The sequence below is a fragment of the Wenzhouxiangella sp. AB-CW3 genome (assembly GCF_014725735.1).
GTDB lineage: Bacteria > Pseudomonadota > Gammaproteobacteria > Xanthomonadales > Wenzhouxiangellaceae > Wenzhouxiangella.
Map to the genome: position 1 here is coordinate 1,121,227 of NZ_CP061368.1, position 22,863 is coordinate 1,144,089.

At 61.5% G+C, this 22,863-nt stretch carries 15 protein-coding genes; 12 read left to right on the forward strand and 3 right to left on the reverse strand.

The annotated features are described in order from the left end of the window. Window positions 1–34 precede the first annotated feature (34 nt). The 5 genes from IC757_RS04875 to pdxJ are packed head-to-tail and all read left to right on the forward strand — an operon-like array spanning window position 35 to window position 3,454. Window positions 35–406, forward strand: coding sequence for a DUF4845 domain-containing protein (locus tag IC757_RS04875; protein WP_190976250.1), 372 nt, complete (start codon window positions 35–37; stop codon window positions 404–406). Further along, window positions 384–1,133 (forward strand): ribonuclease III, encoded by a 750-nt coding sequence (rnc, locus tag IC757_RS04880; RefSeq protein WP_223846259.1) that lies wholly within the window; start codon window positions 384–386, stop codon window positions 1,131–1,133. The genes IC757_RS04875 and rnc overlap by 23 nt, the downstream gene beginning before the upstream one ends. Beyond that, entirely contained in the window at window positions 1,130–2,017 is an 888-nt protein-coding gene (gene era, locus IC757_RS04885; protein ID WP_190976252.1) for a GTPase Era, read from the forward strand. Before rnc ends, era begins: the two co-directional genes overlap by 4 nt. Next, on the forward strand, window positions 2,014–2,730 hold the full coding sequence (recO, locus tag IC757_RS04890; RefSeq protein ID WP_190976253.1) for a DNA repair protein RecO: 717 nt from the start codon (window positions 2,014–2,016) through the stop codon (window positions 2,728–2,730). Before era ends, recO begins: the two co-directional genes overlap by 4 nt. 7 nt (window positions 2,731–2,737) lie before the next feature. Beyond that, the gene (pdxJ, locus tag IC757_RS04895; RefSeq protein WP_190976254.1) at window positions 2,738–3,454 is read left to right on the forward strand and encodes a pyridoxine 5'-phosphate synthase; all 717 of its coding nucleotides are present in this window, start codon (window positions 2,738–2,740) and stop codon (window positions 3,452–3,454) included. Between the two features lie 4 nt (window positions 3,455–3,458). Here pdxJ and IC757_RS04900 read toward each other — a convergent pair whose 3' ends face one another. Next, a complete protein-coding gene (locus tag IC757_RS04900) occupies window positions 3,459–4,232 on the reverse strand; it encodes a response regulator (RefSeq protein WP_190976255.1) in 774 nt (257 codons plus the stop codon). 53 nt (window positions 4,233–4,285) lie between these two features. Here IC757_RS04900 and IC757_RS04905 point away from each other — a divergent pair, with 53 nt between their 5' ends. Next, on the forward strand, window positions 4,286–6,268 hold the full coding sequence (locus IC757_RS04905) for a hypothetical protein (RefSeq protein ID WP_190976256.1): 1,983 nt from the start codon (window positions 4,286–4,288) through the stop codon (window positions 6,266–6,268). A gap of 1,318 nt (window positions 6,269–7,586) precedes the next feature. On the opposite strand, the gene IC757_RS04910 is transcribed toward IC757_RS04905, so the two are convergent. Together IC757_RS04910 and IC757_RS04915 are read right to left on the reverse strand one after the other, a co-directional pair. After that, entirely contained in the window at window positions 7,587–8,852 is a 1,266-nt protein-coding gene (locus IC757_RS04910) for an HlyC/CorC family transporter (RefSeq protein ID WP_190976257.1), read from the reverse strand. A 12-nt stretch (window positions 8,853–8,864) separates the two neighbouring features. Then, window positions 8,865–9,692: an inner membrane protein YpjD gene (locus tag IC757_RS04915; protein WP_190976258.1), complete on the reverse strand. Its 828-nt coding sequence runs from the start codon at window positions 9,690–9,692 to the stop codon at window positions 8,865–8,867. Between the two features lie 67 nt (window positions 9,693–9,759). On the opposite strand from IC757_RS04915, the gene ffh reads away from it, so the two are divergent. The 6 genes from ffh (at window position 9,760) to IC757_RS04945 (ending at window position 22,853) form a co-directional block, all read left to right on the forward strand. Beyond that, window positions 9,760–11,133 (forward strand): signal recognition particle protein, encoded by a 1,374-nt coding sequence (gene ffh / locus IC757_RS04920; RefSeq protein ID WP_190976259.1) that lies wholly within the window; start codon window positions 9,760–9,762, stop codon window positions 11,131–11,133. Window positions 11,134–11,254: 121 nt separating this feature from the next. Next, a complete protein-coding gene (gene rpsP / locus IC757_RS04925; protein ID WP_190976260.1) occupies window positions 11,255–11,512 on the forward strand; it encodes a 30S ribosomal protein S16 in 258 nt (85 codons plus the stop codon). Beyond that, window positions 11,512–12,039, forward strand: a complete 528-nt coding sequence (gene rimM, locus IC757_RS04930) for a ribosome maturation factor RimM (protein WP_190976261.1) — start codon at window positions 11,512–11,514, stop codon at window positions 12,037–12,039. Before rpsP ends, rimM begins: the two co-directional genes overlap by 1 nt. After that, the gene (trmD, locus tag IC757_RS04935) at window positions 12,029–12,733 is read left to right on the forward strand and encodes a tRNA (guanosine(37)-N1)-methyltransferase TrmD (RefSeq protein ID WP_190976262.1); all 705 of its coding nucleotides are present in this window, start codon (window positions 12,029–12,031) and stop codon (window positions 12,731–12,733) included. The genes rimM and trmD overlap by 11 nt, the downstream gene beginning before the upstream one ends. Before the next feature lie 419 nt (window positions 12,734–13,152). After that, window positions 13,153–17,436 carry a hypothetical protein gene (locus IC757_RS04940; RefSeq protein ID WP_190976263.1) on the forward strand — a complete coding sequence of 1,428 codons (4,284 nt, stop codon included), beginning with the start codon at window positions 13,153–13,155 and terminating at the stop codon, window positions 17,434–17,436. A 23-nt stretch (window positions 17,437–17,459) separates the two neighbouring features. Continuing rightward, window positions 17,460–22,853 carry an Ig-like domain-containing protein gene (locus IC757_RS04945; protein WP_190976264.1) on the forward strand — a complete coding sequence of 1,798 codons (5,394 nt, stop codon included), beginning with the start codon at window positions 17,460–17,462 and terminating at the stop codon, window positions 22,851–22,853. The last annotated feature ends 10 nt before the right edge of the window (window positions 22,854–22,863 follow it).

Sequence of the window (22,863 nt, forward strand, 5' to 3'; positions counted from 1 at the left end):
AATATGCCGGGATAGCAGCGAGGGAACGCAAGGAATGACCGCAATCGAAAGACAACGCGGGCTGAGCCTGCCGGGTTTCATGGGGCTGCTGGTCCTGGTGCTGTTCTTTACCTACATCGGCATCAAGCTGGTCCCCATCTATCTCAACCACATGTCCGTGGTCAGCGAGATGAAGGCGGTGGCCGAACAGTCCGGAATCGCGAGTGAAACGCCCCAGGCCATCACCCGCCAGCTGATGGACCGGTTCAACATCAGCTACGTGGACCATGTCGATGCCGATCACGTCAGCATTGAGCGTGGCGATGTCGGTATGGAAATGGTCGTCGAGTACGAAGTGGAGACCCATCTGATCGCCAACATCGATGCGATCGTCAAGTTTCAACGTGTCGAACGACTCCAGGACTGACCGACCGCGGGCCCTGCCCGGCATCGACTACCAGTTTCGAGACCCCGGTCTGCTCGAACGTGCGCTGACCCACCGAAGTTGCGGGCCGGGGCACTACGAGCGGCTTGAATTCCTCGGCGATAGCCTGCTCAGCCTGGTCATTTCCGAGCAGCTCTATCGGCGCTGGCCACACGCTCCTGAAGGTGATCTCAGCCGGCTTCGCTCCCGCCTGGTGCGTGATGTCACGCTGGCCTCGCTGGCACGCGAACTGGATCTGGGCCCGCACCTCAGGCTGGGTGCGGGCGAGCTTCGCAGCGGCGGCTTTCTGCGTGACTCGATACTGGCCGATGTGTTCGAGGCGCTGCTCGGAGCCATTTACCTCGATGGCGGTTTCGATGCGGCCCGGCAGGTGATCTGCACATTGTTCGAGCCCAGGCTGCAATCCCTGCCCGATGCCGATTCGCTCAAGGATCCGAAAACCCGGCTTCAGGAGCTGCTGCAGTCGCGAGGATACGCTCTGCCGGAATACCAGGTCATCGAAGAGTCAGGGGCCGATCATGCCAAGCGTTTCCTAGTCGAATGCCGGGCGCAGGATTTGATTGCGCCAGTCACCGCCGAGGCAGGCAGCCGGCGCAAGGCCGAGCAGGCCGCCGCCCGAATCATGCACGAACGCCTGGTCGAACATTTCGACGGCCGGGCCGATGAAGGAAGTCAAGTGAACGAGGCAAACGGAACCCAACCATCATGACCGGCCGATGCGGATATGTGGCCCTGCTGGGCCGGCCCAACGTGGGCAAGTCGACGTTGCTCAACGCGCTGGTGGGCGAGCATCTGGCCATCGTGACGCACAAGGCACAGACCACGCGCCACCGGATCACCGGCATCGTCAACCGCGACCAGGGTCAGGCGATCTTCGTCGATACGCCCGGCTTGCACAGGCGCCGCGATCATGCGCTCAATCGTCGTCTCAACCGCATTGCCTCCGATACCCGTCGTGGCGTCGATGTCACCGTGATGCTGCTCGATGCCAGCCGTCTGACCGACGAGGATCGCATGGTGCTCGACCTGGTCAAGAAGCAGGATGGGCCGAAGATTCTCGCTTTCAACAAGATCGACCAGCTCGATGATCGAACCGTCCTGCTCGGGCAAACCGCGGAGTTGACCGCGGAGGTCGATTTCGATGCCGTCGTATACCTGTCGGCCCGACGTGGCGATGGACTCGACGACCTGATCGACGAGGTGTTCCGTGCCTTGCCTGAGGGCGAGCCGGTGTTCGAGCCGGGACTGTTTACCGACCGTTCGGAACGCTTTCTAGCCGCTGAGATGATTCGCGAACAACTGATGCTGCAACTGCACCAGGAAATTCCCTACGGACTGACGGTGCAGATCGAACAGTTCGACCGCAGTGCCCGGCGAGTGGAGATAAAGGGTCTGATCCTGGTGGCATCGAACCGCCACAAGGGCATGGTCATCGGGCGCCAGGGGCAGGTGCTCAAGCGCGTGGGCAGCCGGGCGCGTCACCGGATTGCCGAGCTGCTGGGAGAGCGCGTGCACCTGGAGCTGCATGTCAAGGTCAGGGATGGCTGGGTCGATGACGAGGGAGCGCTCGACGAGTTCGGTTATTCCTCATGAGCGCCGATCAGGCGCAGCTCGGATGGGTGCTGCACCGGCGTCCATGGCGTGAATCTAGCCTGCTGATCGAGTTTTTTGGCCGTGAACAGGGGCGCACCGGACTGGTGGCGCGGGCCGCGCGCTCGGCAAGGTCGCCGTGGCGCGGGCTGGCCGAGCCCTTTGCGTTGCTTTCGGCGCGGTGGACCCGGCGCGGCGAGATGGGCACACTCACCGGGCTGGAACCGGCCGGCCATCGTGTCATGCTCAGCGGCCGGGCATTATGGTGCGGGCTGTATGCCAACGAGCTGATCATGAAGCTGCTGGCCCGCGACGATCCCTCACCAGAAATCTTCGAGGCCTATGCATTGCTGATCGAGCAACTGGGCAATGATCAGCCCCTGGCGTCGGCCGTGCGGACCTTTGAGCTGGCATTGCTGGGTGCGCTGGGAGTGGCTCCGGATTTCACGCATGACGCGAACGATGGGTCGCCGATTGACCCTTCGGCACGCTATCATCTCGACCCCGAGGCCGGATTCTTGCCGGTCCAGCGCGACGGACAGGCCGTCTATGCCGGGCAGACCATTCTGGCCCTGGCCGGACAGGTCGAAGAGTCCGCCGCGGGTGCGCTCGATTCGAGACGCCTGATGCGCCAGTTGATCGATCATCAACTGGCCGGACGGCCGCTGGAAAGCCGTCGTCTGTTCGAGAAACCATCGAGTCCAAAGCGGAGTTGACAGTCTGATGACCACACCCTTGCTGGGCGTCAATATCGATCATGTAGCCACGCTGCGACAGGCCCGACGCGGGCATTATCCCTCGGTGGTGCAGGCCGCACTGGTGGCCGAGCAGGCCGGGGCGGACGCCATCACCATCCACCTGCGCGAAGACCGGCGTCATATTCAGGACGATGATGTCCGCCTGCTGGCCGAAACCATCGCCACGCGCATGAACCTGGAGCTGGCGGTCACCGACGAGATGCTGGCCATTGCCGAACGCATCCGCCCGACAGATATCTGCCTGGTGCCGGAACGCCGCGAGGAACTAACCACCGAAGGCGGACTTGACGTAATCGCCGGTCGCGAAAACATTGCCGCGGCTTGTGCGCGCCTGGGCGAGGCGGGCATGCGCGTCAGCCTGTTCGTGGATGCCGATCCGGCGCAACTGGAGGCTGCCGTGGACTGCGGTGCCCCGGTGGTCGAACTGCATACCGGCGCTTACGCCGAAGCCCGCGGGCGGGTGGCCGTTGATGAGCTATCGCGTTTGCGCGCGGCCGTGGAGGCCGGTCGTCGGCTGGGGTTGACGGTCAATGCCGGGCATGGACTGAACTACCACAATGTTGGGCCGGTTGCCGCCATTGACGGCATTGCCGAACTCAATATCGGGCATGCCATCGTGTCGCGTGCCGTGTTTACCGGCCTGGATGCCGCGGTGCGCGAGATGAAGCGCCTGATGTCCTGAATGCTCAGATGTGCTTGAGTGACTGGCGTGTTGCATGCGCCACGCGCAGGAAGTTGAGATAGGTGGTGCCCGGCGAACTGTCCAGGCTACTGATCAGGCGCTGGCGCAGCATGTGGCAGGCCTGGGTCATGCGTGTGGCCCCGGCGTAGCCGCCGGCACCGGCCCACTGGTGCAGCAGCTTCGAGGCCGTTTCGAAGTCGCCCTGCGAAATCATCTCATCGAGCTCGGGGAGTTTTTCGTCCAGTTCGGCGGCCAGCATGTCCTGCAGGCGGGTGGCCAGGTCGACGTCGTGGTTGGAGGCGGCCAGGGCGCGCTCACGATCGATCAACTGGGTGGGTGCGATCTTCTGGTCCTCCTGCGGGTTGCGTTCGGCCGAGGGGTCGAACAGGGCCTCGATGGCGTTGAGCAGGGTTGGTATGGATATGGGCTTGTTGAGGTAGTCATCGAAGCCGGCGTCGAGCAGTCGGACGCGTTCTTCCGGACGGGCGTCGGCGGTCAGTGCGACAATCTGCGCGTGCGCGGAGCGGGTTTCGAGATCGCGTATCCTGTTGGCCGTGGCCAGTCCGTCGAGTTGTGGCATGTGCAGATCCATCAAAATGACATCAAAGTCCTGGTCGGCGCACAATTCGATGGCGCGGTGCCCACTGGGGGCCAGGGTGATGCGGCCAACAAAACGACCCAGACCGGCCTTGAGAAACTCCCGGTTGATCTCGTGGTCGTCGACGGCCAGCACACTCAGGTTTTCCACTGAGTAAGTCGATGAGCGCTTCGATGTCATGCCCCCAATATAGCCCGAGCGCGCCAGCTTGCAAGCCTGGATTGCGCAGCACTGTGCTGCTGATCACGTGGCTTCTGGTCTCCGCAGGCAGCAAGGCGTACTCGGAGCTGGTGATCGAAAGTGGACCGGGTCGTGCCGGAGACCTGACCTGGGAGGAAATCAGCACGCGTTACGTGCCGGCCGGTGCAGCCGAATCCGGGAAGTGGTGGCTGCAGGTCAGCGGGCTGGAGTGGGCCGGTTTCGGTGCCTTGGGGCAGGTCCGGCTGGAGTGTCTTGACGGGCGTGTGGTTGTTGGCGGCCCGGTCTGCCGCAATGGTCGCATTCACTGGCTTGACGGCCCCTGGGACCTGGAATGGCAGGCCGCCTTCGGGTTGGATAGCGATCAACACGGGGTGCGTCTGAGCCTGGATGGTCAATGGCTGGACGCCAGCATGCAGTGGTCAGCCGATGCCGGCTTGTTGTCGGCCTCGGTCGTGCTGGATGGTCTCGATCTCGGCGCACTGCCCGAAGCGTTCCTGGCCAGTCAGGGACTGCGTGAGCTGGAAGGGCAGGTGTCGGGCCGGGTGGACTTCGAACCCGGGCAGCTGGGCGGCGGCCTTCGTGTTGCAGGGCTGGGTTTTGACAGCGAAGACGGCAATACCGCTGGATTTGCGCTGGACCTGAATGTAGGCCTGGCGCTGATGCTCGACCAGGCCCCGCCGGTCCTCGACCTGGAACTGGACGTGTCGGCCGGTGAGCTGCTGGTCGGTTCGCTCTACCTGCCCCCGCCGGATGAAACGATGCGCATCGAACTGGCGGGGATGACGTTTGACGAGGGCCGCTGGCGGATCGGCAGGATCAGACTCGACGATCCCGATGCCGTGCACCTGGAGGGGCAGTTGCAGTTGTCGGCGGGTGAGTCGGGCTGGAATCTGGATCAGCTTCAGTTCGATATCGTTGAGCTGCGTTTTCCGCTGGCCTGGGAACGCTGGCTGGATGGTCCGCTGTCCGCGCACGGCCTGGCCGGACTGGATGCCGCGGGGCGACTTGCGGGCAACCTGAAGCTGGCCCCGGGGCAGTTCGGGCTGGATGCGCAGATCGAGTCGCTGACCGTGGACGACCCGCAGGGCCGTTTTTTTATCGAAGAGATGACAGCTGATGCGCGCATCGACGATTCCGGGCACTCGCTTGTCATGGAGTGGGCCGCGATGTCGCTCTACGGCTTGCCGTTCGGGGCGTCGTCGCTTCGCCTGGCCGGTGATGACGAGCAGCTTGTGCTGGTCGAACCCCTGTCGATGCCGCTGCTCGACGGCGCGGTGGTGGTGGAACGACTGCTTTGGGAGCAGGGCGACAGTGATGAACGCGAGTTGCAGCTCGATGCACGAATCGAGCCGCTGGAACTGGCCGAATTGACAAGCCTGCTGGGCTTTCCGGTGTTCGGCGGCGTGTTGTCAGGCCGTTTCCCGGGCGTGCGGTATGTCGACGAAGTACTGAACTTTACCGGCGGCATCGATATCCAGGCCTTTTCCGGCGAGATACGCCTGGATGAGCTGGCCATAGAACGGCCATTCGGCACCTTGCCGGCCATGGCGGCACAGGTCGAGTTCAGACGCCTGGACCTGGCCGAGCTGACCGGGGCATTCAATTTCGGACACATGGAAGGGCAGCTTTCGGGCCATATGCGCGACCTGCGCCTGCTGGACTGGCGGCCGGTGGCCATGGATGCGCGAATCTTCACGCACGACGATGCCCGACGGCGCAGAATCAGCCAGCGTGCCGTGGAGAACCTGTCAAACCTCGGCGGGGCCGGCGGGGCGCTGATTACCGGCACGGTGCTGCGTGTGTTCGACGAGTTTCCCTACCGCCGGGCCGGACTGGCCTGCCGGCTCAGCAACAACATCTGCCACATCGATGGCATTGCAGCGCATGAGTCCGGTGGCTTTTACATTGTTCAGGGCCGGGCACTGCCGCGCCTGGACATTGTCGGTCACCGGCGGCTGGTGGACTGGCCGCAGTTGATGGCGCAGTTGGCGGGGATGATGGAGGGGGAGGATTGAAGGTGGGTTCTTGGTTTTAGGTGTTAGGTGTTAGGTGTTAGGTGTGAAGTGTGAAGTGTGAAGTGTGAAGTGTGAAGTGTGAAGTGTGAAGTGTGAAGTGTGAAGTGTGAAGTGTGAAGGAGTGGCGGGCATGTGCCCTCTCCCTGTCGTCCCGGAATCGCCGTAGGCGATATCCGGGATCTCGCACGGCGGGTCTGGCATGGGGTTGAACGAAGGCTGTCGTGTCGATGTCGGGCGTGCGGGGTCCCGGCGCTGCGGCCGGGATGACGGGGGATGAGGGAAGGTGTGAAGGAGTGGCGGGCATGTGCCCTCTCCCTGTCGTCCCGGAATCGCCGTAGGCGATATCCGGGATCTCGCACGGCGGGTCTGGCATGGGGTTGAACGAAGGCTGTCGTGTCGATGTCGGGCGTGCGGGGTCCCGGCGCTGCGGCCGGGATGACGGGGGATGAGGGAAGGTGTGAAGGAGTGGCGGGCATGTGCCCTCTCCCTGTCGTCCCGGAATCGCCGTAGGCGATATCCGGGATCTGGCACGGTGGGCCTGGCATGGGGTTGAACGAAGACTGCCGTGCCGATGCTGGGCGTGCGGGGTCCCGGCGCTGCGGCCGGGATGACGGGGGAAGAGGGAAGGTGTGAAGGAGTGGCGGGCATGTGCCCTCTCCCTGTCGTCCCGGAATCGCCGTAGGCGATATCCGGGATCTCGCACGGCGGGCCTGGCATGGGGTTGAACGAAGACTGCCGTGCCGATGCTGGGCGTGCGGGGTCCCGGCGCTGTGGCCGGGATGACGGGGGAAGAGGGAAGGTGTGAAGGAGTGGCGGGTGTGTGCCCTCTCCCTGTCGTCCCGGAGTCGCCGTAGGCGATATCCGGGATCTCGCACGGCGGGCCTGGCATGGGGTTGAACGAAGACTGCCGTGCCGATGCTGGGCGTGCGGGGTCCCGGCGCTGCGGCCGGGATGACGGGGGAAGAGGGAAGGTGTGAAGGAGTGGCGGGCATGTGCCCTCTCCCTGTCGTCCCGGAATCGCCGTAGGCGATATCCGGGATCTCGCACGGCGGGTCTGGCATGGGGTTGAACGAAGGCTGTCGTGTCGATGTCGGGCGTGCGGGGTCCCGGCGCTGCGGCCGGGATGACGGGGGATGAGGGAAGGTGTGAAGGAGTGGCGGGCATGTGCCCTCTCCCTGTCGTCCCGGAATCGCCGTAGGCGATATCCGGGATCTCGCACGGCGGGTCTGGCATGGGGTTGAACGAAGGCTGTCGTGTCGATGTCGGGCGTGCGGGGTCCCGGCGCTGCGGCCGGGATGACGGGGGATGAGGGAAGGTGTTAGGTGTTGGGGGTTAGTTCTTTTACTTTGACCTTGCGGATTCGTTTGTCGACCATGTCGACGATGGTGAAGATCTGGTTGCCGATTTTGAGGCTGGTGCGGCCGTCGGGTAGCGATTCCAGGTGCTCCAGGATCAGGCCGTTGACGGTTTTGGCGCCGCTGGTGGGTAGTTCCCAGTCGAGGCGGCGGTTGAGCATGCGTAGCGTGGCGCCGCCGTCGATGATCCAGCCGCCGTCTTCGAGTTTGCGAATCAGCTTCTGACGGCCGCCGCCTTCGGTGGTGTATTCGCCGACGATCTCTTCGAGGATGTCGTCCAGGGTCACCAGGCCCTGAATGTCGCCGTATTCGTCGACCACCAGGGCCAGGCGCCGTTCGCGGCTCTGAAATTCGAGCATCTGCTGGGTCAACGGTGTGCCTTCGGGGACGAAGTAGGGGCTGCGCACTGCCTTGAGCAGGCCGTCGCGGTCGAGGCGGTTCTGGATCAGGCGCGAGATGATGGTGCGGATGTGCAGCAGGCCGACGATATGGTCCAGGTCGCCGCGCCAGACCGGCATGCGCGTGTAGATGCTGCCGGTCAGGGCCTGCATGATGTCGTCCCAGTCGGCGTCGAGATCGATGCCGACGATGTCTTGTCGCGGCACCATGACATCGTCGACCGTGCCATGTTCGAGGTCGAGGATGTTGATCAGCATCTGCCGGTGATCGAGCGAGATCTGCCGGCCGCCCTCCTTGACCAGCGTGCGCAACTCTTCGCGGCTTAGTGAATCCTGGTGCAGCCCCTGCTTCTTGACCCCGAAGGGTCTAAGCAGGGTTGCCGCCATGAGATTGACCAGCCACACGGCCGGGTAGAGCACCCTGAGCAGCGGCGTCAAAACATAGCTGGCCGGGTAGGCAATGCGCTCGGGGAAGAGCGCGGCCAGGGTCTTGGGGGCCACCTCGGCAAAGATCAGGATGACCAGGGTCAGGGCCAGCGTAGACACCCAGATGCCGCCTTCGCCCAGCAGGCGCAAGGCAATCACGGTGGCGATGGATGCGGCCAGGATATTGATCAGGTTGTTGCCCAGCAGAATCAGGCCGAACATGCGGTCGGGCTTGGCCAGCAGGCGCTGGGCCAGGCGCGCACCCCGGTGGCCCTTGCCGACCTGGTGCCGCAGCCGATAGCGGTTGAGCGCCACCAGCCCGGTCTCGGAGCTGGAGAAGAATGCCGACAACACCACCAGAACGGCCAGCAGAATGAACAGCGTCGTCAGGGGAAGCTGGGCCATGGCAGGTCGCTCTCAGGCCCCGGCCGAGATCATCCAGCTGCGATCCAGGAAGACCTCAAGTACCAGCTTGGATCCGAAGTAGCCCAGTGCCAGGACGAACATGGCCACCAGCGTCCAGCGAACGGCCCGTCTGCCGCGCCAGCCCAGCCAGTGGCGACCGGCCAGCAATGCCCCGAAAAGCACCCAGGAGAGCAGGGACAGCGTGGTCTTGTGCACCAGGTGCTGGGCAAACAGGTTATCGACAAACACCATGCCGCTGATCAGCCCGAGAGTCAGCAGGGCCCATCCGGCAACGATCAGCCGGAACATGATCGTCTCGATGACCGCCAGCGGCGGCAGAAACTCCAGCCGCCGGACCAGTGGCGGGTGTCTGAGTGCGTAATCCTGGGCGGCCAGCAGTATGGCATTGATCGCCGCGATCGACAGCAGGCTGAAAGCCATCAGCGAGCTGACGATATGCAGGCGGGTGGTCGTCGACAGCGCATCGAGGATCAGCGGCTCGGCCGGTGCCAGCCACTGCAGGCTGACGCACAGCGCCGCGCCTGGCAGCGCGATGATGCCGGCCTCGAACGACCGGGTCGGCAGGCTGGTGATCAGCAGCGTGGCCACGATCAGCAGTGCGACCAGCGAGAGCATGTTGATGAAATTCACATCCCAGCCCGGCGCCGTACCCACGGCGTGGGCCACGGCAATGGCATGCAGCACAACCGCCAGCGCCGCCAGTATCAGCCCGGTGTGCCGAAAACGGTGCCGGTCGCGCAGCTCCGCCATCACCAGGTCGATGGCCGCGCCCAGGTAGACGGCGATGGGCAGCAGAAAAATGAGAGCGTTATTGTCCAAGGATTGCCGATTGAGGAAACTCCGTCCCAGTATAATGTCTCAAGGACGATTCGTAAGAAGCATTCTCATGTTCGATCAACTCAGTAAACGCCTGACCGGAACACTCGACCGCCTCAAGGGGCGCGGACGCCTGTCCGAGGACAACATCCGCGAAGCACTCAGAGAGGTTCGCGTCGCGCTGCTCGAGGCCGACGTGGCCCTGCCCGTGGTCAAGGACTTCATCGCCCAGGTTCGCGAGCGCGCCGTTGGCCAGGAAGTCAGCGCCAGCCTCAAGCCCGGCCAGGCGCTGGTCAAGATTGTGCACGAGGAGCTCAAGCGGGTGCTGGGCGAGCAGCAGTCGCCGCTGAACCTGGAGCGTCAGGCGCCGGTGGTCATTCTGCTCGCCGGCCTGCAGGGCGCGGGCAAGACCACCACCGCCGGCAAACTTGCCCGACTGCTGCACGAGCGCCACGGCAAGAAAGTCCTCATGGCCAGTTGCGATATCTACCGCCCGGCGGCCATCGACCAGCTCGAGACCCTGGCCGGGCAGGTCAATGCCGACTTCTACCGTTCCGAGCACAGCGACGATGCCGTGGCCATCGCCCGCGATGCCAGGGATCATGCCCGTACCCAGTTCGCCGATGTCCTGATTCTCGATACCGCCGGCCGCCTGGCCGTCGACGAGGCCATGATGGACGAAATTCGCCGGGTCCACGGCGAAGTCGACCCGGCAGAAGTGCTGTTCGTGGTCGATGCCATGACCGGTCAGGATGCCGCCAATACCGCCAAGGCCTTCCATGAAGCCCTGCCGCTGACCGGCGTCGTGTTGACCAAGACCGATGGCGACGCCCGCGGCGGTGCAGCGCTCTCGGTTCGCCAGATCACCGGCGCGCCGATCAAGTTTCTGGGCACTGGCGAGAAGGTCGACGGGCTCGAACCGTTTCACCCCGACCGATTGGCCTCGCGCATACTGGGCATGGGCGATGTGCTCAGTCTGGTCGAGGAAGTCGAGCGCAAGGTCGACCAGAAGAAGGCGAGAAAGCTCGCCGGCAAGGTCGGCAAGGCCAGCCGGCGTTTCGGGCTCGACGATTTTCGTGACCAGCTCATGCAGATGGAGAATCTTGGCGGCATGGGGTCGCTGATGGACAAGCTGCCGGGCATGGGCAATCTGCCCGATGCGGTCAAGTCGAAGGTCGATGACCGCCAGACCCGGCGCATGGTCGCCATCATCAATTCGATGACACCGCAGGAGCGACGCTATCCCGACATCATCAAGGGCTCGCGCAAGCGCCGCATTGCCGCCGGTGCCGGCTTGCCGATCCAGGACGTCAACCGGCTGCTCAAGCAGCACAAGCAGATGCAGAAAATGATGAAGAAGGTCGGCTCCAAGGGCGCCATGGCAAAAATGATGAAGCGCCTGCCCGGTGGCGGACTGCCCGGCGGTGGCGGCATGCCGTTCTGAGGCGCCTTTCCGCCTCTTCCCTTCATTGACAGAGTCAGGTAAAATTGCGGGTTTGCCGATTCAGCAAGTTTCAGCAGTGCCGGGGCCGAAGTGGCTTCGGGGCTCATTTTCAGGAGAGAACATGGTCAAGATTCGTCTCAGCCGGGGTGGCGCCAAGAAGCAGCCCTTCTATCACATCGTGGTGACCGACAGCCGCAACTCGCGCGACGGCCGCAACATCGAACGTCTGGGGTTCTTCAACCCGGTCGCTCGTGGTCAGGATGAGCGCCTGCGCCTGGATACCGATCGCGTCGACCACTGGGTCAAGCAGGGCGCGCAGGTTTCCGAGCGCGTCAGCAAGCTGGTGATCGAGGCGCGCAAGGCCCAGCAGGCTGCGTAATGGACGGCCCGCGGTCGTCGGAGCCGGTCGTCGTCGGCCGCTTCAACGGACCGTGGGGCGTACAGGGCTGGGTGCGAGTCTTCTCCCATACCCGGCCCCCGGCCGCCATCTTCGACTACGGCCCCTGGCTGGCCGAAGACGGCACTGAAGTGGTGGTCGAGGACTGGCGCAAGGCCGGTCCCAGGCTGGTCGCGCGCCTAAGCGGTATCTCCACGCCGGAACAGGCCGCGGCCCTGGGTCGCTCGAACATCCGGGTGGCCCGCTCCGAGTTGCCCGAGTCCACTCCCGGACACTACTACTGGCATGACCTGATCGGGCTGGAGGTCTACAACCTCCAGCAGCACCACTTTGGCCAGGTGGCCGCCCTGATCGAAACCGGCGCTCACGATGTGCTCGATGTCCGTGGCGGAACCCGCGATACGATCCTCATCCCCTTCGTCATCGATGAATTCGTGCGGGAGGTCGATCTCGACCAGAGTAGGATCGTGGTCGACTGGCCCCTGGAGTGGATCGACGATGCGTCTTGAGCGCATCGACGTCATTACCCTGTTCCCCGAGTGGATCGACGGACTCAAGGCGCTCGGGCTGACCGGGCGGGCCCTGGCCGAGGGTCGGGTCGACCTCCGCTGCTGGAACCCCCGCGATTACGCCAGCGGTGTACATCGAAGTGTCGATGACCGCCCCTATGGTGGCGGTCCCGGCATGGTCATGCGACCCGAACCGCTGGCCCGCGCCATCGAGTCGGCAAAAGAAGACGGCCCACCAGCCCGGGTCGTGGCCCTCAGCCCCCAGGGCCGGCGCCTGGACCAGTCCGGAGTAATGGAGCTGGTCGACTATCAGCGCCTGATCATGGTCTGCGGCCGCTACGAAGGCATCGACGAACGCGTCCTTCAAATGCTGATCGACGAAGAATGGTCGATCGGCGACTATGTGCTTTCCGGAGGCGAACCGGCCGCCGCGGTCATGATCGACGCCGTGGTCCGTCAACTTCCCGGGGTGCTGGGCCATGACCAATCCGCCGTGGAAGACTCGTTCGCCGACGGCCTCCTGGACTGCCCGCACTATACCCGCCCCGAAACCTGGCGCGGCCAGAGCGTGCCGGAAGTCCTGCTCAGCGGCGATCACGCCCGCATCGCCGACTGGCGCCACCAACAATCCCTTGACCGCACCCGCCGCCGTCGCCCGGACCTGCTGAAAGATCATCACGAGTCCGAAAAATAGGGTGATGTTGGGCTGATTGGCTTTGATGCGATAGCGGGACTTTTTTCCTTTTTCCACCCAGGAAACTTGCACTCCATCACGGTCTTGGGTAGTATTCCGTTTGCTATCCGGGGGGATGGTGTTGGTGGAAAGCTCGTGGCCGAGGGAGGGAAAGGTCGCGCAGGCAGGCATTTAGTCAGTTAGTTAGCTACCCCACCAATCCACGTTGTACGCATCCAGTGCTTTTGGGCACTTGGGTGTTGGGAGATTTTTAGTTTGTGGTGGGGACCATGTGCTTTAGGGTCGGAGTATTGCGGCGGTATGTCTTCCGTCGTCAGGTTGCAAATGCCAAGCGTGTTAATGACAAAGCGATTTCGAATTCGCTGTCGTCATCAGTTACCTCGTCACTTCCTGTTCTGATTGCAGCGCTTGCGCTGACTTTGAGCAGTTCATTGCATGCGCTGACTGTCGGCGGATTGATTGTCGATGACGCGCACTGGACTTTGGCGGACTCCCCGGTAATCGTCAGCTCATCGTTGCAGGTAAAGGAAAGCGCGCAATTGCGTGTGGATCCGGGAGTGATCGTGGCTTTCGACCATGGAGTCTCGCTGGAAGTCGTTTCCGGGGCCTTGCATGCCCAGGGAACAGTGAACGATCCGGTGCAGTTCGTCAGTCTGCGCAAGATTGAAGGCAAATCGCCAGGTGCCGGTGACTGGGGCAGCGTCGTGATAACACCTGGTGCTCAGATGTCGGCAACTCTACTTGAGCATGTTCATGTCCGGCATGGCCATGGCATTCAGATTCTGGGTGGTTCACCGCAGATCAATCACGTGCACTTGGAGAGTAACTCTGGTGCAGCGATAGATCTGGATCTGGCCGCATCGCCGCACGGAAAAGGATTGACGGCCAGCGGCAACACCATTGATGGTATCCGCGTTCCGCCGGGGCAGATTGTTGATGACGTGGTCTGGGCACTGCGCGGCATTCCCTATGTGCTGAAGGAAGGCGAAATTCGGGTGGGCCGGTCCGCCTATGCATTGTTGCCCGAGTCGTTAACCTTGACTACCGGTGTGGTCGCCGAGCTGGAGGTGGTGATACCACAGCCTGCCGATGCTGAAGGCCTGGAGCTTGATCTGGTCAGTTCAGTGCCAGGTGTTGCATGGGTGCCAGATACAGTCGAATTCGAATCCGGACAGTCTCAGGCCACCTTTCTGATCGAAGCGATGGCTCCGGGAGAGTCACAGGTATCTGCGAGTCATTCCTCTCTGGGATTGACCAGTGCAATGGTTGAAGTCGTCGAGCCTCCCTCTCTGGACCTGGAGCCCCAGTCTCCCAGTATTGGTATCGGCGAAAGCGTGCTGTTTCATGCCTCGCTATCCGAGGTTGCCGGAACCGGCGGGTTGCCTGTGACGGTTACGTCGGAGCCGGAAGGAATACTCGACACACCAGAGCAATTGTTTATTCCTGAAGGCGGAGAGAGCGATAGCTTCGGAGTTTCTGGGCTTGCGCAAGGCAGCGCCATGCTCACCCTGTCGGCCGACGGGTATGTGGCTGTCTCGACGCCTGTCGATGTCATTCCGCCAAGCATCCAGCTTCCATTGGCGATCTTTGCCTCCCCTGGAACCAGCCGGACCGTGCCACTGAGTCTTTCTCACCCTGCGCCGGAGGTGGGTCTGGCTGTCAGTTTGTCGGCATCTGATCCCGGAGTGGTTGAGCTGCCGGATTCCGTCTTTGTGGATGCCGGGGCTACTGATGCCGAGTTTGAAATCAGCGGGCTGGAAACAGGTGAAGTGATGATCACCGCCAGTGCCGATGACTTTGTCGAAGGCCAGATGCAGGTGACGGTCGCGGAGCTGAGTCTGGCACTGGACCCGGATACCGATCCATGGCTGCCGCTAGGGGTCAGTCGCAATTATGGAGTGCGTCTGTCTGATCCAGCCCCTGCTGGTGGGCTGGAGATCAGCGTGTCCGTCACCAATCCAGATCAGGTTGAACTCAGTACCGAAACGTTGATCATCCCGCCAGGCCAGATTCAGGCCACCGAATCGCTGTCGATGACCGGGGCGGAGATGGGTGAGACCGAACTGGAGCTGTCCTTTGAGGGCAGTCAGCCTCGTGTCTACCCGGTACGTGTGACCGAGGCGCTGGAAGTGCGCTTCTCACGCACGTCCATGACTGTTGGTCGCGGCCTTATCAGCCATCCCTCGGTACTCAACGCGTCGCTTTGGTCGGGCGATGAGCAGTTTCGACCTTTCGAGGATTTCGAATTGCCCATTGTCTGTGCCGAACCCGCCATTTGTGAGCTCCAGGATACGGTAGTCGTGGCTCAGGGGGACTTGTCGACCCGGGTGAGCTTGCATGGCCTGGGGGTGGGCCAGAGCCTATTGGACGTTGATAGCGAGATGCTGGCGGTCGGCACTGAAGCGGAAGTAACGGTGGTCGATCCTGAGCTGCGTATCCAGGAGTTGTCGGGAACACGCAGTGTCGGCAGTGCCAGGGACTCGGTTCGACTTCGCTGGTATGTGCCTGATGGCACTTCAAGCAATTCGCAGCATTCGACGATGGCAGAGACGTCCACGGTGCAGCTTTCAATCGTGGAAGATGAACCGGCCGGGTTGATCGACGGCATTTGGGATCAGAGCAGTGGTGGTCAGCAGATCACCGCATTCGAGATATCAGCCGGAACCAATCGAACTGGAAGGTTCTACGTCGGCACTCCCGCGACCGATGGCAGCTACCGTGTGCGCGCTGCCATCGATGGGCTGGTCGAATCGGTCTCTAGCGAACAGTTCGTTCAGACACCGGAATTGGCCTTTACGCGATCATCCATGGTGACCGGTCGTGGGCTGGTCAGCTATCCGTGGGTGTTGCAGATTGAACGCCAAGTCGACGGCAGTGCATTCGACGGCGCCGAGCCGCTGGAAGTGGACCTGGCATGTCAAGATGAAACGATCTGTCAGGCACCGACAACTGTAACCATCCAGGCCCATCAGAGCCGGACCCAGGTGCCAGTAACCGGAACGGGCTTGGGGCAAACCAATCTGACCGCTGTTGCACCTGATTACCAGGATGCCGAACCGGCCCAGATTTCCGTGGTAGACCCCGAGCTTCGCATCCAGAGCCTGGCCGGCATACGCAGCGTTGGCAGCGCGCGCGACTCGGCACGCATGCGCTGGTATGTTCCTGGGGGTACATCCAGCAACTACTCATGGTCGACCATGGCAGAGACCAGCGAAGTGGAGCTGTCCATTGTCGAGGACGAGCCAGAGGGCTTGATTGATGGCCTCTGGAGTACAAGTGACGGCGGACAGCCGATCGAGTCGCTGACCTTTCCCTCCGGCGACCATCGCTCAAGCTGGTTCTATGTAGGAACGCCGGATCAGGCGGGGGTCTATCGGGTGCGCGCGCATATCGACGGATTGGTCGATTCGGTCTCAGCCGAGCAGACCGTGCTGCCTCCGGAGCTTTCCTTCAATCGTGCTTCCATGGTGGCTGGGCGCGGACTGGTGAGCGCTCCCGGAGTACTTGAGATCCGGCGCATGGTCGACGGTAGTTTGTTCGATGGCATCGAGTCGATTGAGGTTCACCTGAGTTGCGAGGACACCGACATATGCCAGGTGCCGGCGACCGTCACCATTCCGGCCGGCCAGAGTCGGGTCTGGATTCCCGTGACTGGAACGGGGGTTGGTGTGACAACGGTTCTTGCCAGCGCTGCAGGCCATGAACCGGCCGAACCGGCCGGCATCGAAGTCGTCGATCCGCAGGTTCGCTTCGACAACCTGGCCGGGACTCGCAGCGTCGGCAGTGCACGTGATTCATTGCGCTTGCGGTGGGAGGTTCCCGGAGGTACATCGAGCAATCGCCTGAGTTCCAGAATGGCGGAGACGAGCACTGTCGCCCTGTCCATAGTAGGGGATGATCCAGTCGGATTGATCGACGGTATCTGGAACAGTGCTTCTGAAGGAGAGTTGATTACCCAGATCAGCTTTGCCGCCGACAGCAACCGTTCGGACTGGATCTACGTTGGTACACCCAGCATGGCAGGAAGCTACCGGGTATCGGCTGAAATCCCGGGTCTGCTTGACCAGCAATCCGGCGTCCAAACCGTGGTTCTCCCCGAACTGCGATTTTCGCGCAGCGAAGCCGTGGCCGGTGAGGGCATGACCTCCACCAGCGGGTATCTTTGGGTGCGGAGACAGGCGGATGGTAGCAATAGCGCAACCGCTGAGGATGTCACTATCAGCCTGACTTGCAGCGCTGTCGAGGTGTGCAGCACCCCGGAGACCATCACGCTCGGTGCCGGCAGTCATCAAGTGAGCGTACCGTTGACCGGTACCGGAACCGGTGCAACCACATTGTCGGCCAGTGCCGCCGGGCATTTGCCAGCGAGCTCGATTCCGGTGACGACTTATCGGCCGCGGATACAGTTCACCAATCTATCAACCAGCATGAGCGAGGGTAGCCAACAAACCTATCGCTTGCGCCTGCGAGTCGATGAGAGCCAGTCGTCGCTTTCGTACCAGGTCGAAGAGCCTTTCGTGTTCGATTTGAGCAGCAACTTTCCGTCGGTGTTGGGTCTGCTCGATCAAACGGCCACGATCAGCTCAGGCAATAGAAGTGGCTGGGTCGGCATCGAAGCCGTGGGCATTGGTCACGCGCAGATCACGGCCAGCGGCAGCGGGCTGGAGCCGCGTACCAGCGCGGAGGTTGAGGTGTCGCCATGATGACTTTGGGGAGAAGGTCATTCTTGCCGGTCCTGGGCGTGCTGTTGGCCCTGTTGCCGGTCATCGGCTTGGCTGATCGCGGCAGCCTGGCAATAGGTGACGGTGTGGTAGTGCAGTTTGGTGCTGATGCAGGACTTGTCGTTGAGGGGCGACTGGTTGCTGACGAAGGAGCAGTCCTGACAGGGCTGAACGATCCGGAGCATGGCGGAACGGCAAGCGCTGGTGACCCTGTTCCATGGCCAGGGTTCTGGCGTGGCGTGGAACTTGACCCCGAAGCGGAGGAGGATGCCCTTGAGTTGTTCGGTCTGACCTTGCGCTACGCGGCCATTGCCCTGGGTCCGTTGGTGCATGATTTTGATCTGAGCTCGCTAACCTTGCAGGACAATCAACTGGGCCTGTGGCTCACTGATGGTTCGGGTGCTGAGCTGACCAATCTTGTTCTGCTGGACAATCATGTTGGTGTCCAGGTTGAGGGGCTGGCCATGCCGGTGATCCGTGACTCAGACTTCGGGGGGCAGGTTGACTATGCCGTTCGAAGCCTCACCCCAAGCGCAGAGGTTGATGCCCGATACAACTGGTGGGGCGATGCCAGCGGCCCCAACCACTCTGTACTCAATCCAGATGGGCTCGGTGATGCTGTCAGCGACGGTGTTCTTTTCGAGCCATTCCTTGATGGTCCGCCCATGGGTGGCTGCCAGGTCGAGCTGGCTGGTGGGCTCTACCAGCGTACCAACCCCGAGATCGAGTTGCTGTTGCAGTGTCGTCACGCAGTCGACATGCGCTTGTCAGAGGATCCTGGGTTTCAGGGGATCGATTTTCAGCCTTACGCCGAATCGACGCAGTTCGTGCTCAGCTCTGAATCAGGAGAAAAGCAGGTATACGTGGAATTCCGTGGGCCGGGTGGCGATAGCGTCGTCGTCAATCTGCCACAGGTCATCCAGTTCCAGGCGCCGTGGCCGGAAGTTACCATTCTTGATCCGACAAGTGGACAGATCCTTACCGAAGATACATTGATACGCGCCCAGGTCAGTTCCGTGCATCCACTGACACAGGTTCGATTCCATGTGGGCGAGCAACTGCTCGGCAGCCGGCAGAGTCCCCCATTTGAAATGGACTGGGCGATAGAAGGTTTTGTGCCGGGCCCTCATGTGATTCGCGTTCGCGCCATCGATGTGCATGGCTACCAGACAGAAGAATCAGTCGAAGTCGAGCTGCAAATCGAGGAGCCGGGCGAGGAGCCGATCGCGCGTGACAACCAGTATTCTATTGAGCAAGATACAGAGCTGGTTGTGGATGCAGCCGAGGGCGTGATCCAGAACGACCATTTGCCGTTGGGTGTGGACGAGCTGGAACTGGTTTCCGATGTGCTCAATGGCAGTCTGCAACTGGAGTCGGACGGCAGTTTTGTCTATCAACCGGCTGCCGGATTTCATGGTAGTGACCGTTTCCACTATCGTGTTCACTCGGACGGTATGGTTTCCAATCAGGCGACGGTTTCCATCCATGTCACTCCCCCGAACCGCCCGCCCATTGCCGAAGATGTCCAGTATGTAACCAGCATTGATCAATCCTTGCTTGTCGAGCCGCCGGGGGTTCTGGCTAACGACCATGATCCCGATGGCGATGAACTGATTGCTGATCTCAAGGAGCCGCCCTCTGAAGGTGATCTGAGCTTGTATTCCAATGGCAGTTTCACCTATGACCCGCCGAGTGGTTTCATGGGTGCAGTGAGCTTTACCTATCGGGCGGTGGATCCAGAGGGGCTGAGTGATACGGCCACGGTCAGTATTACGGTGGCCGGCGAACCAGTCGCCGTCGATGACAACTACTCGTCGACCGAGGGAGAGATTCTGGCCGTAGCGCCGGAGTGGGGTGTGTTGGCCAACGATGAACTGAATGGCCATGATGTCACCGTCGAGCTGGTTCAGGGGCCATCCAGTGGTAGCCTGCAGCTGCAGGCCGATGGCAGCTTTGTATTCGACCCGGTGGAGTACTTTTATGGCGAGGTGACATTCTCCTATCGCCTGGTCTATGCCGGGGGCGTTTCCGATCCAGCTACGGTCTTGATCAATATTGCCCGAGTCAATCACGAACCCATCGCACGCCCACTGGACTTCATCGCTGATTATCAGACCGAACTGGAGGTGATGGCCGATGAAGGAGTTCTATCCAACGATAGCGATATCCATGACGACCCGCTGACAGCCCACCTGGTTGAGCCGCCTCGGCATGGCCAGCTCGAACTGGATGAGGATGGCGCCATCCGATACCTGCCTGACACGGGCTTTCTCGGCGTCGATGATTTCGTCTATGCTGCCCGCGATCCCGAAGGTCTGGAGGGGCAGGCGATTGTGACCATCGAGGTGACCCCCGGCCCGATGGCGCTGAACGATGTCTACTTCCTCGCCGTGGACGAGACACTCGAAGTAGCTGCCCCCGGTGTTCTGGACAACGACTATCATCAGCCACAGAATCATGATCTGACGACAGTGTTGGTGCGCGAGCCAGAGCATGGCGTGGCGACTCTTGCGACAGATGGCGATTTGATCTACCAGCCCGACCCTGGCTTTCAGGGGATTGACTATCTGGAGTATGTGGCGACCACGGGACAAGCCGATTCCAATGTGGCTTCGGTGACCTTTGCTGTTGGTACAACAAGTGTTCCGATCGCACAGAGCATTGACGGCATTGTCGGGCAGCAGGGCGAAGCGCTGGTGTACGAAGACAGTGTGCTCGATAACGATTTCGAGCCCAATGACTTGCCCATGGAAGCCTCGTTCGTGCCGGGCAGCCTGAATCCCTCTAACGCGGGCTCGGTGGATCTCAACGATGACGGCACTTTTGAGATCACGCCGTCATCCAGCTTCAGGGGCAACCTGAGTTTCCGCTACGTGGCCTTCAATGGCAGTCACATCAGCAATGAGGCCACTGTCAATGTCAGCTTTGAGCCAGTCAATCAGGGTGTTAACGCGCGCGATGACAGCTATGGCCTGACCCCGGGCGAGACTCTGGAAGTCAGCACCTCGCGAGGTGTGCTGCGCAACGACTCCCGCGACCTGTTGTACGGCAACCTGGTGGTCACTCTGGAGTCCGGGCCCGAACATGGGGAGCTGGATCTGCGCACCGACGGCTCATTCACCTATCAGCCCGATGCCGGCTTTGTCGGTCAGGACAGCTTTGTCTATCGAGCGACTCAGAGTGCCGGAGATGCCTGGGATACAGCGACCGTCACGCTTACGACCAACAGCCCACCAGTCACCACCTCGCTGCATCTGGACCTGGTGGAGGATACGCTCTACGACTATGGCGCATTGCCCAATCCACTGGATGGGGCCCACGATCCTGATGGTGGTGAGGTCTGGATCTATTCGCGAACCGGCAACTATCCGATATGTGAAACCTGGGTTAGGTCGCCCAGCAGTAGCTGGGTCAGGCCACGGGGTAGCATTCGGGTCTGTCTGCAGCAGGATGGTGAACTGTCGATTGAGACACGCAACAACTTCTGCGGTGATTCCGGGGCCTTGAGATACTGGGTGACCGATGGCATTGCCAGAACCCGTGGTGAAATCTATGTGGATGTTGCTCCGACTCCCGATCCCCCGGTTTCACAAGACAACCACTATCTTGTATTTCCGGATACCACTGCCGACATACCATCTGAGGATGGGGTGCTCAGCAACGACCATGATCCCGACAAGCAGTTCGAGAGCTATGGCTGCTTCGACCCCGATACCGAGCCAACTCGCGCGCGTCTGATCGAGCCGCCGGAGCATGGCAGCATCGTACTCGACATGGATGGCGCTTTCCGCTACACACCCGACGCCGGATTCAACGGCACCGACACATTTGTCTATGAAGCCTATGATGGAACCGGCCGGGATGATTCCGCCACGGTAACCCTGACAGTCAATGCACCGCCAGTAGGGCAGCCTGACTTCTACCAGCTTGACGAGAACAGCACCTTGTCAGTGCCGGCCCCGGGCGTACTGGAGAATGACAGCGACCCCAATGTCGACACCACGAACCTCAGGGTAAGACGTTACAGGCCTTCCGGTCAGTGTGGCCCCTGTCATGGAAGCCTGCAGCTGAGCTCCAATGGCAGCTTCGAGTACCAGCCTGATCAGAATTTCCACGGCCAGGATCGCTTCTGGTACCAGGTTGGCAACGGCTTACGCTGGTCTGCACCGGTGGAAGTCACGCTGCAGATATTCCGAGTGCGTCATCCCCTCCAACTGGAGCCGGATCTTTATCGTGGCTATCAGGACACGGCGCTGGTTATACCACCCACCCACGGCGTGCTTGCGAACGACGAGGAACTGGATGGCCTGGACTTCTGGGTCGATGGCGTGGCCACTCCCCCCGAGCGTGGTGAGCTGACGCTTGAGGCGGACGGGAGCTTTGTCTATGTGCCCGAAGCGACTTTCCATGGGGAGGATCGGTTCCGCTATCGGGCAATCAATGAATCCGGATTGACTGCGGAAGCGGAGGTCACCCTGGTTGTCCGCCATGTCAACTCACCGCCCGTGGCCGTCGACGATGTCTACGAGGTGGCGTCGGGTTCAACGCTGACAGTCGGTGCTGAGGAAGGCGTGTTGGCCAATGATTATGATCTTGATGACGACCCCTTGCAGGCTTATCTGGTTCGTCCGCCGTCAGTTGGAGAGTTGAATCTGTCCAGCGATGGCTCTTTCGTTTTCCATTCCCCATCCGGCCCCTCGCAGATCGTGACCTGGAGTTACCAGGTGCGTGATGGCAAGGGGGGTGTTGATGCGGCCGAAGTCGAAATGCGGGTCATTCAGGAGGGTGATCCGCCATTGCCGGAACTTCAGGACGATCACTATCTGGTTGAAGGGCAGCAGTTGCTGGTAGCAGCGTCCCAGGGGGTATTGGCCAACGACATGCATGTCGCCGGTCAGCAGGTCGTGTTGCTTGAGGCGCCGGAGTACGGACAGTTGAGCCTGGATGCCGACGGCGGTTTTACCTACCAGGCTGATTCCGAGGTTCGTAGCACCCAGTACTTTCGCTACGGCCTGGCTGATGTCGACGGCATTAGCGCGCTGGTCACGCTGGAATTTCTCGGTAGCGGACCACCGTTGGTTGCGCGCGAGAATGCCTACTGGCAAGTGGGTCACGAGCATCTGGATGTGCCTGCACCGGGAGTGCTCGACAATGATGACGCCAGTGGTGCTGTTGCCGAGCTGGTCGGCTCCATGCCCAGCGAGCACGGTAGCGTGAGCCTGCAGGCCGATGGCAGTTTCAGCTTTACGCCAGCAGCGGGATTCTCGGGCAAGACTTGGTTCCAGTACCGCCTGAGACGTAATGGCGAAGTATCCAACACAGTGCAGGTGGACATCCATATTGAGCCGGCTGACGGCGATGAAGACCGTCTGTTCAATGACCGCTTCGAACAAGATTGAACGAGAACTA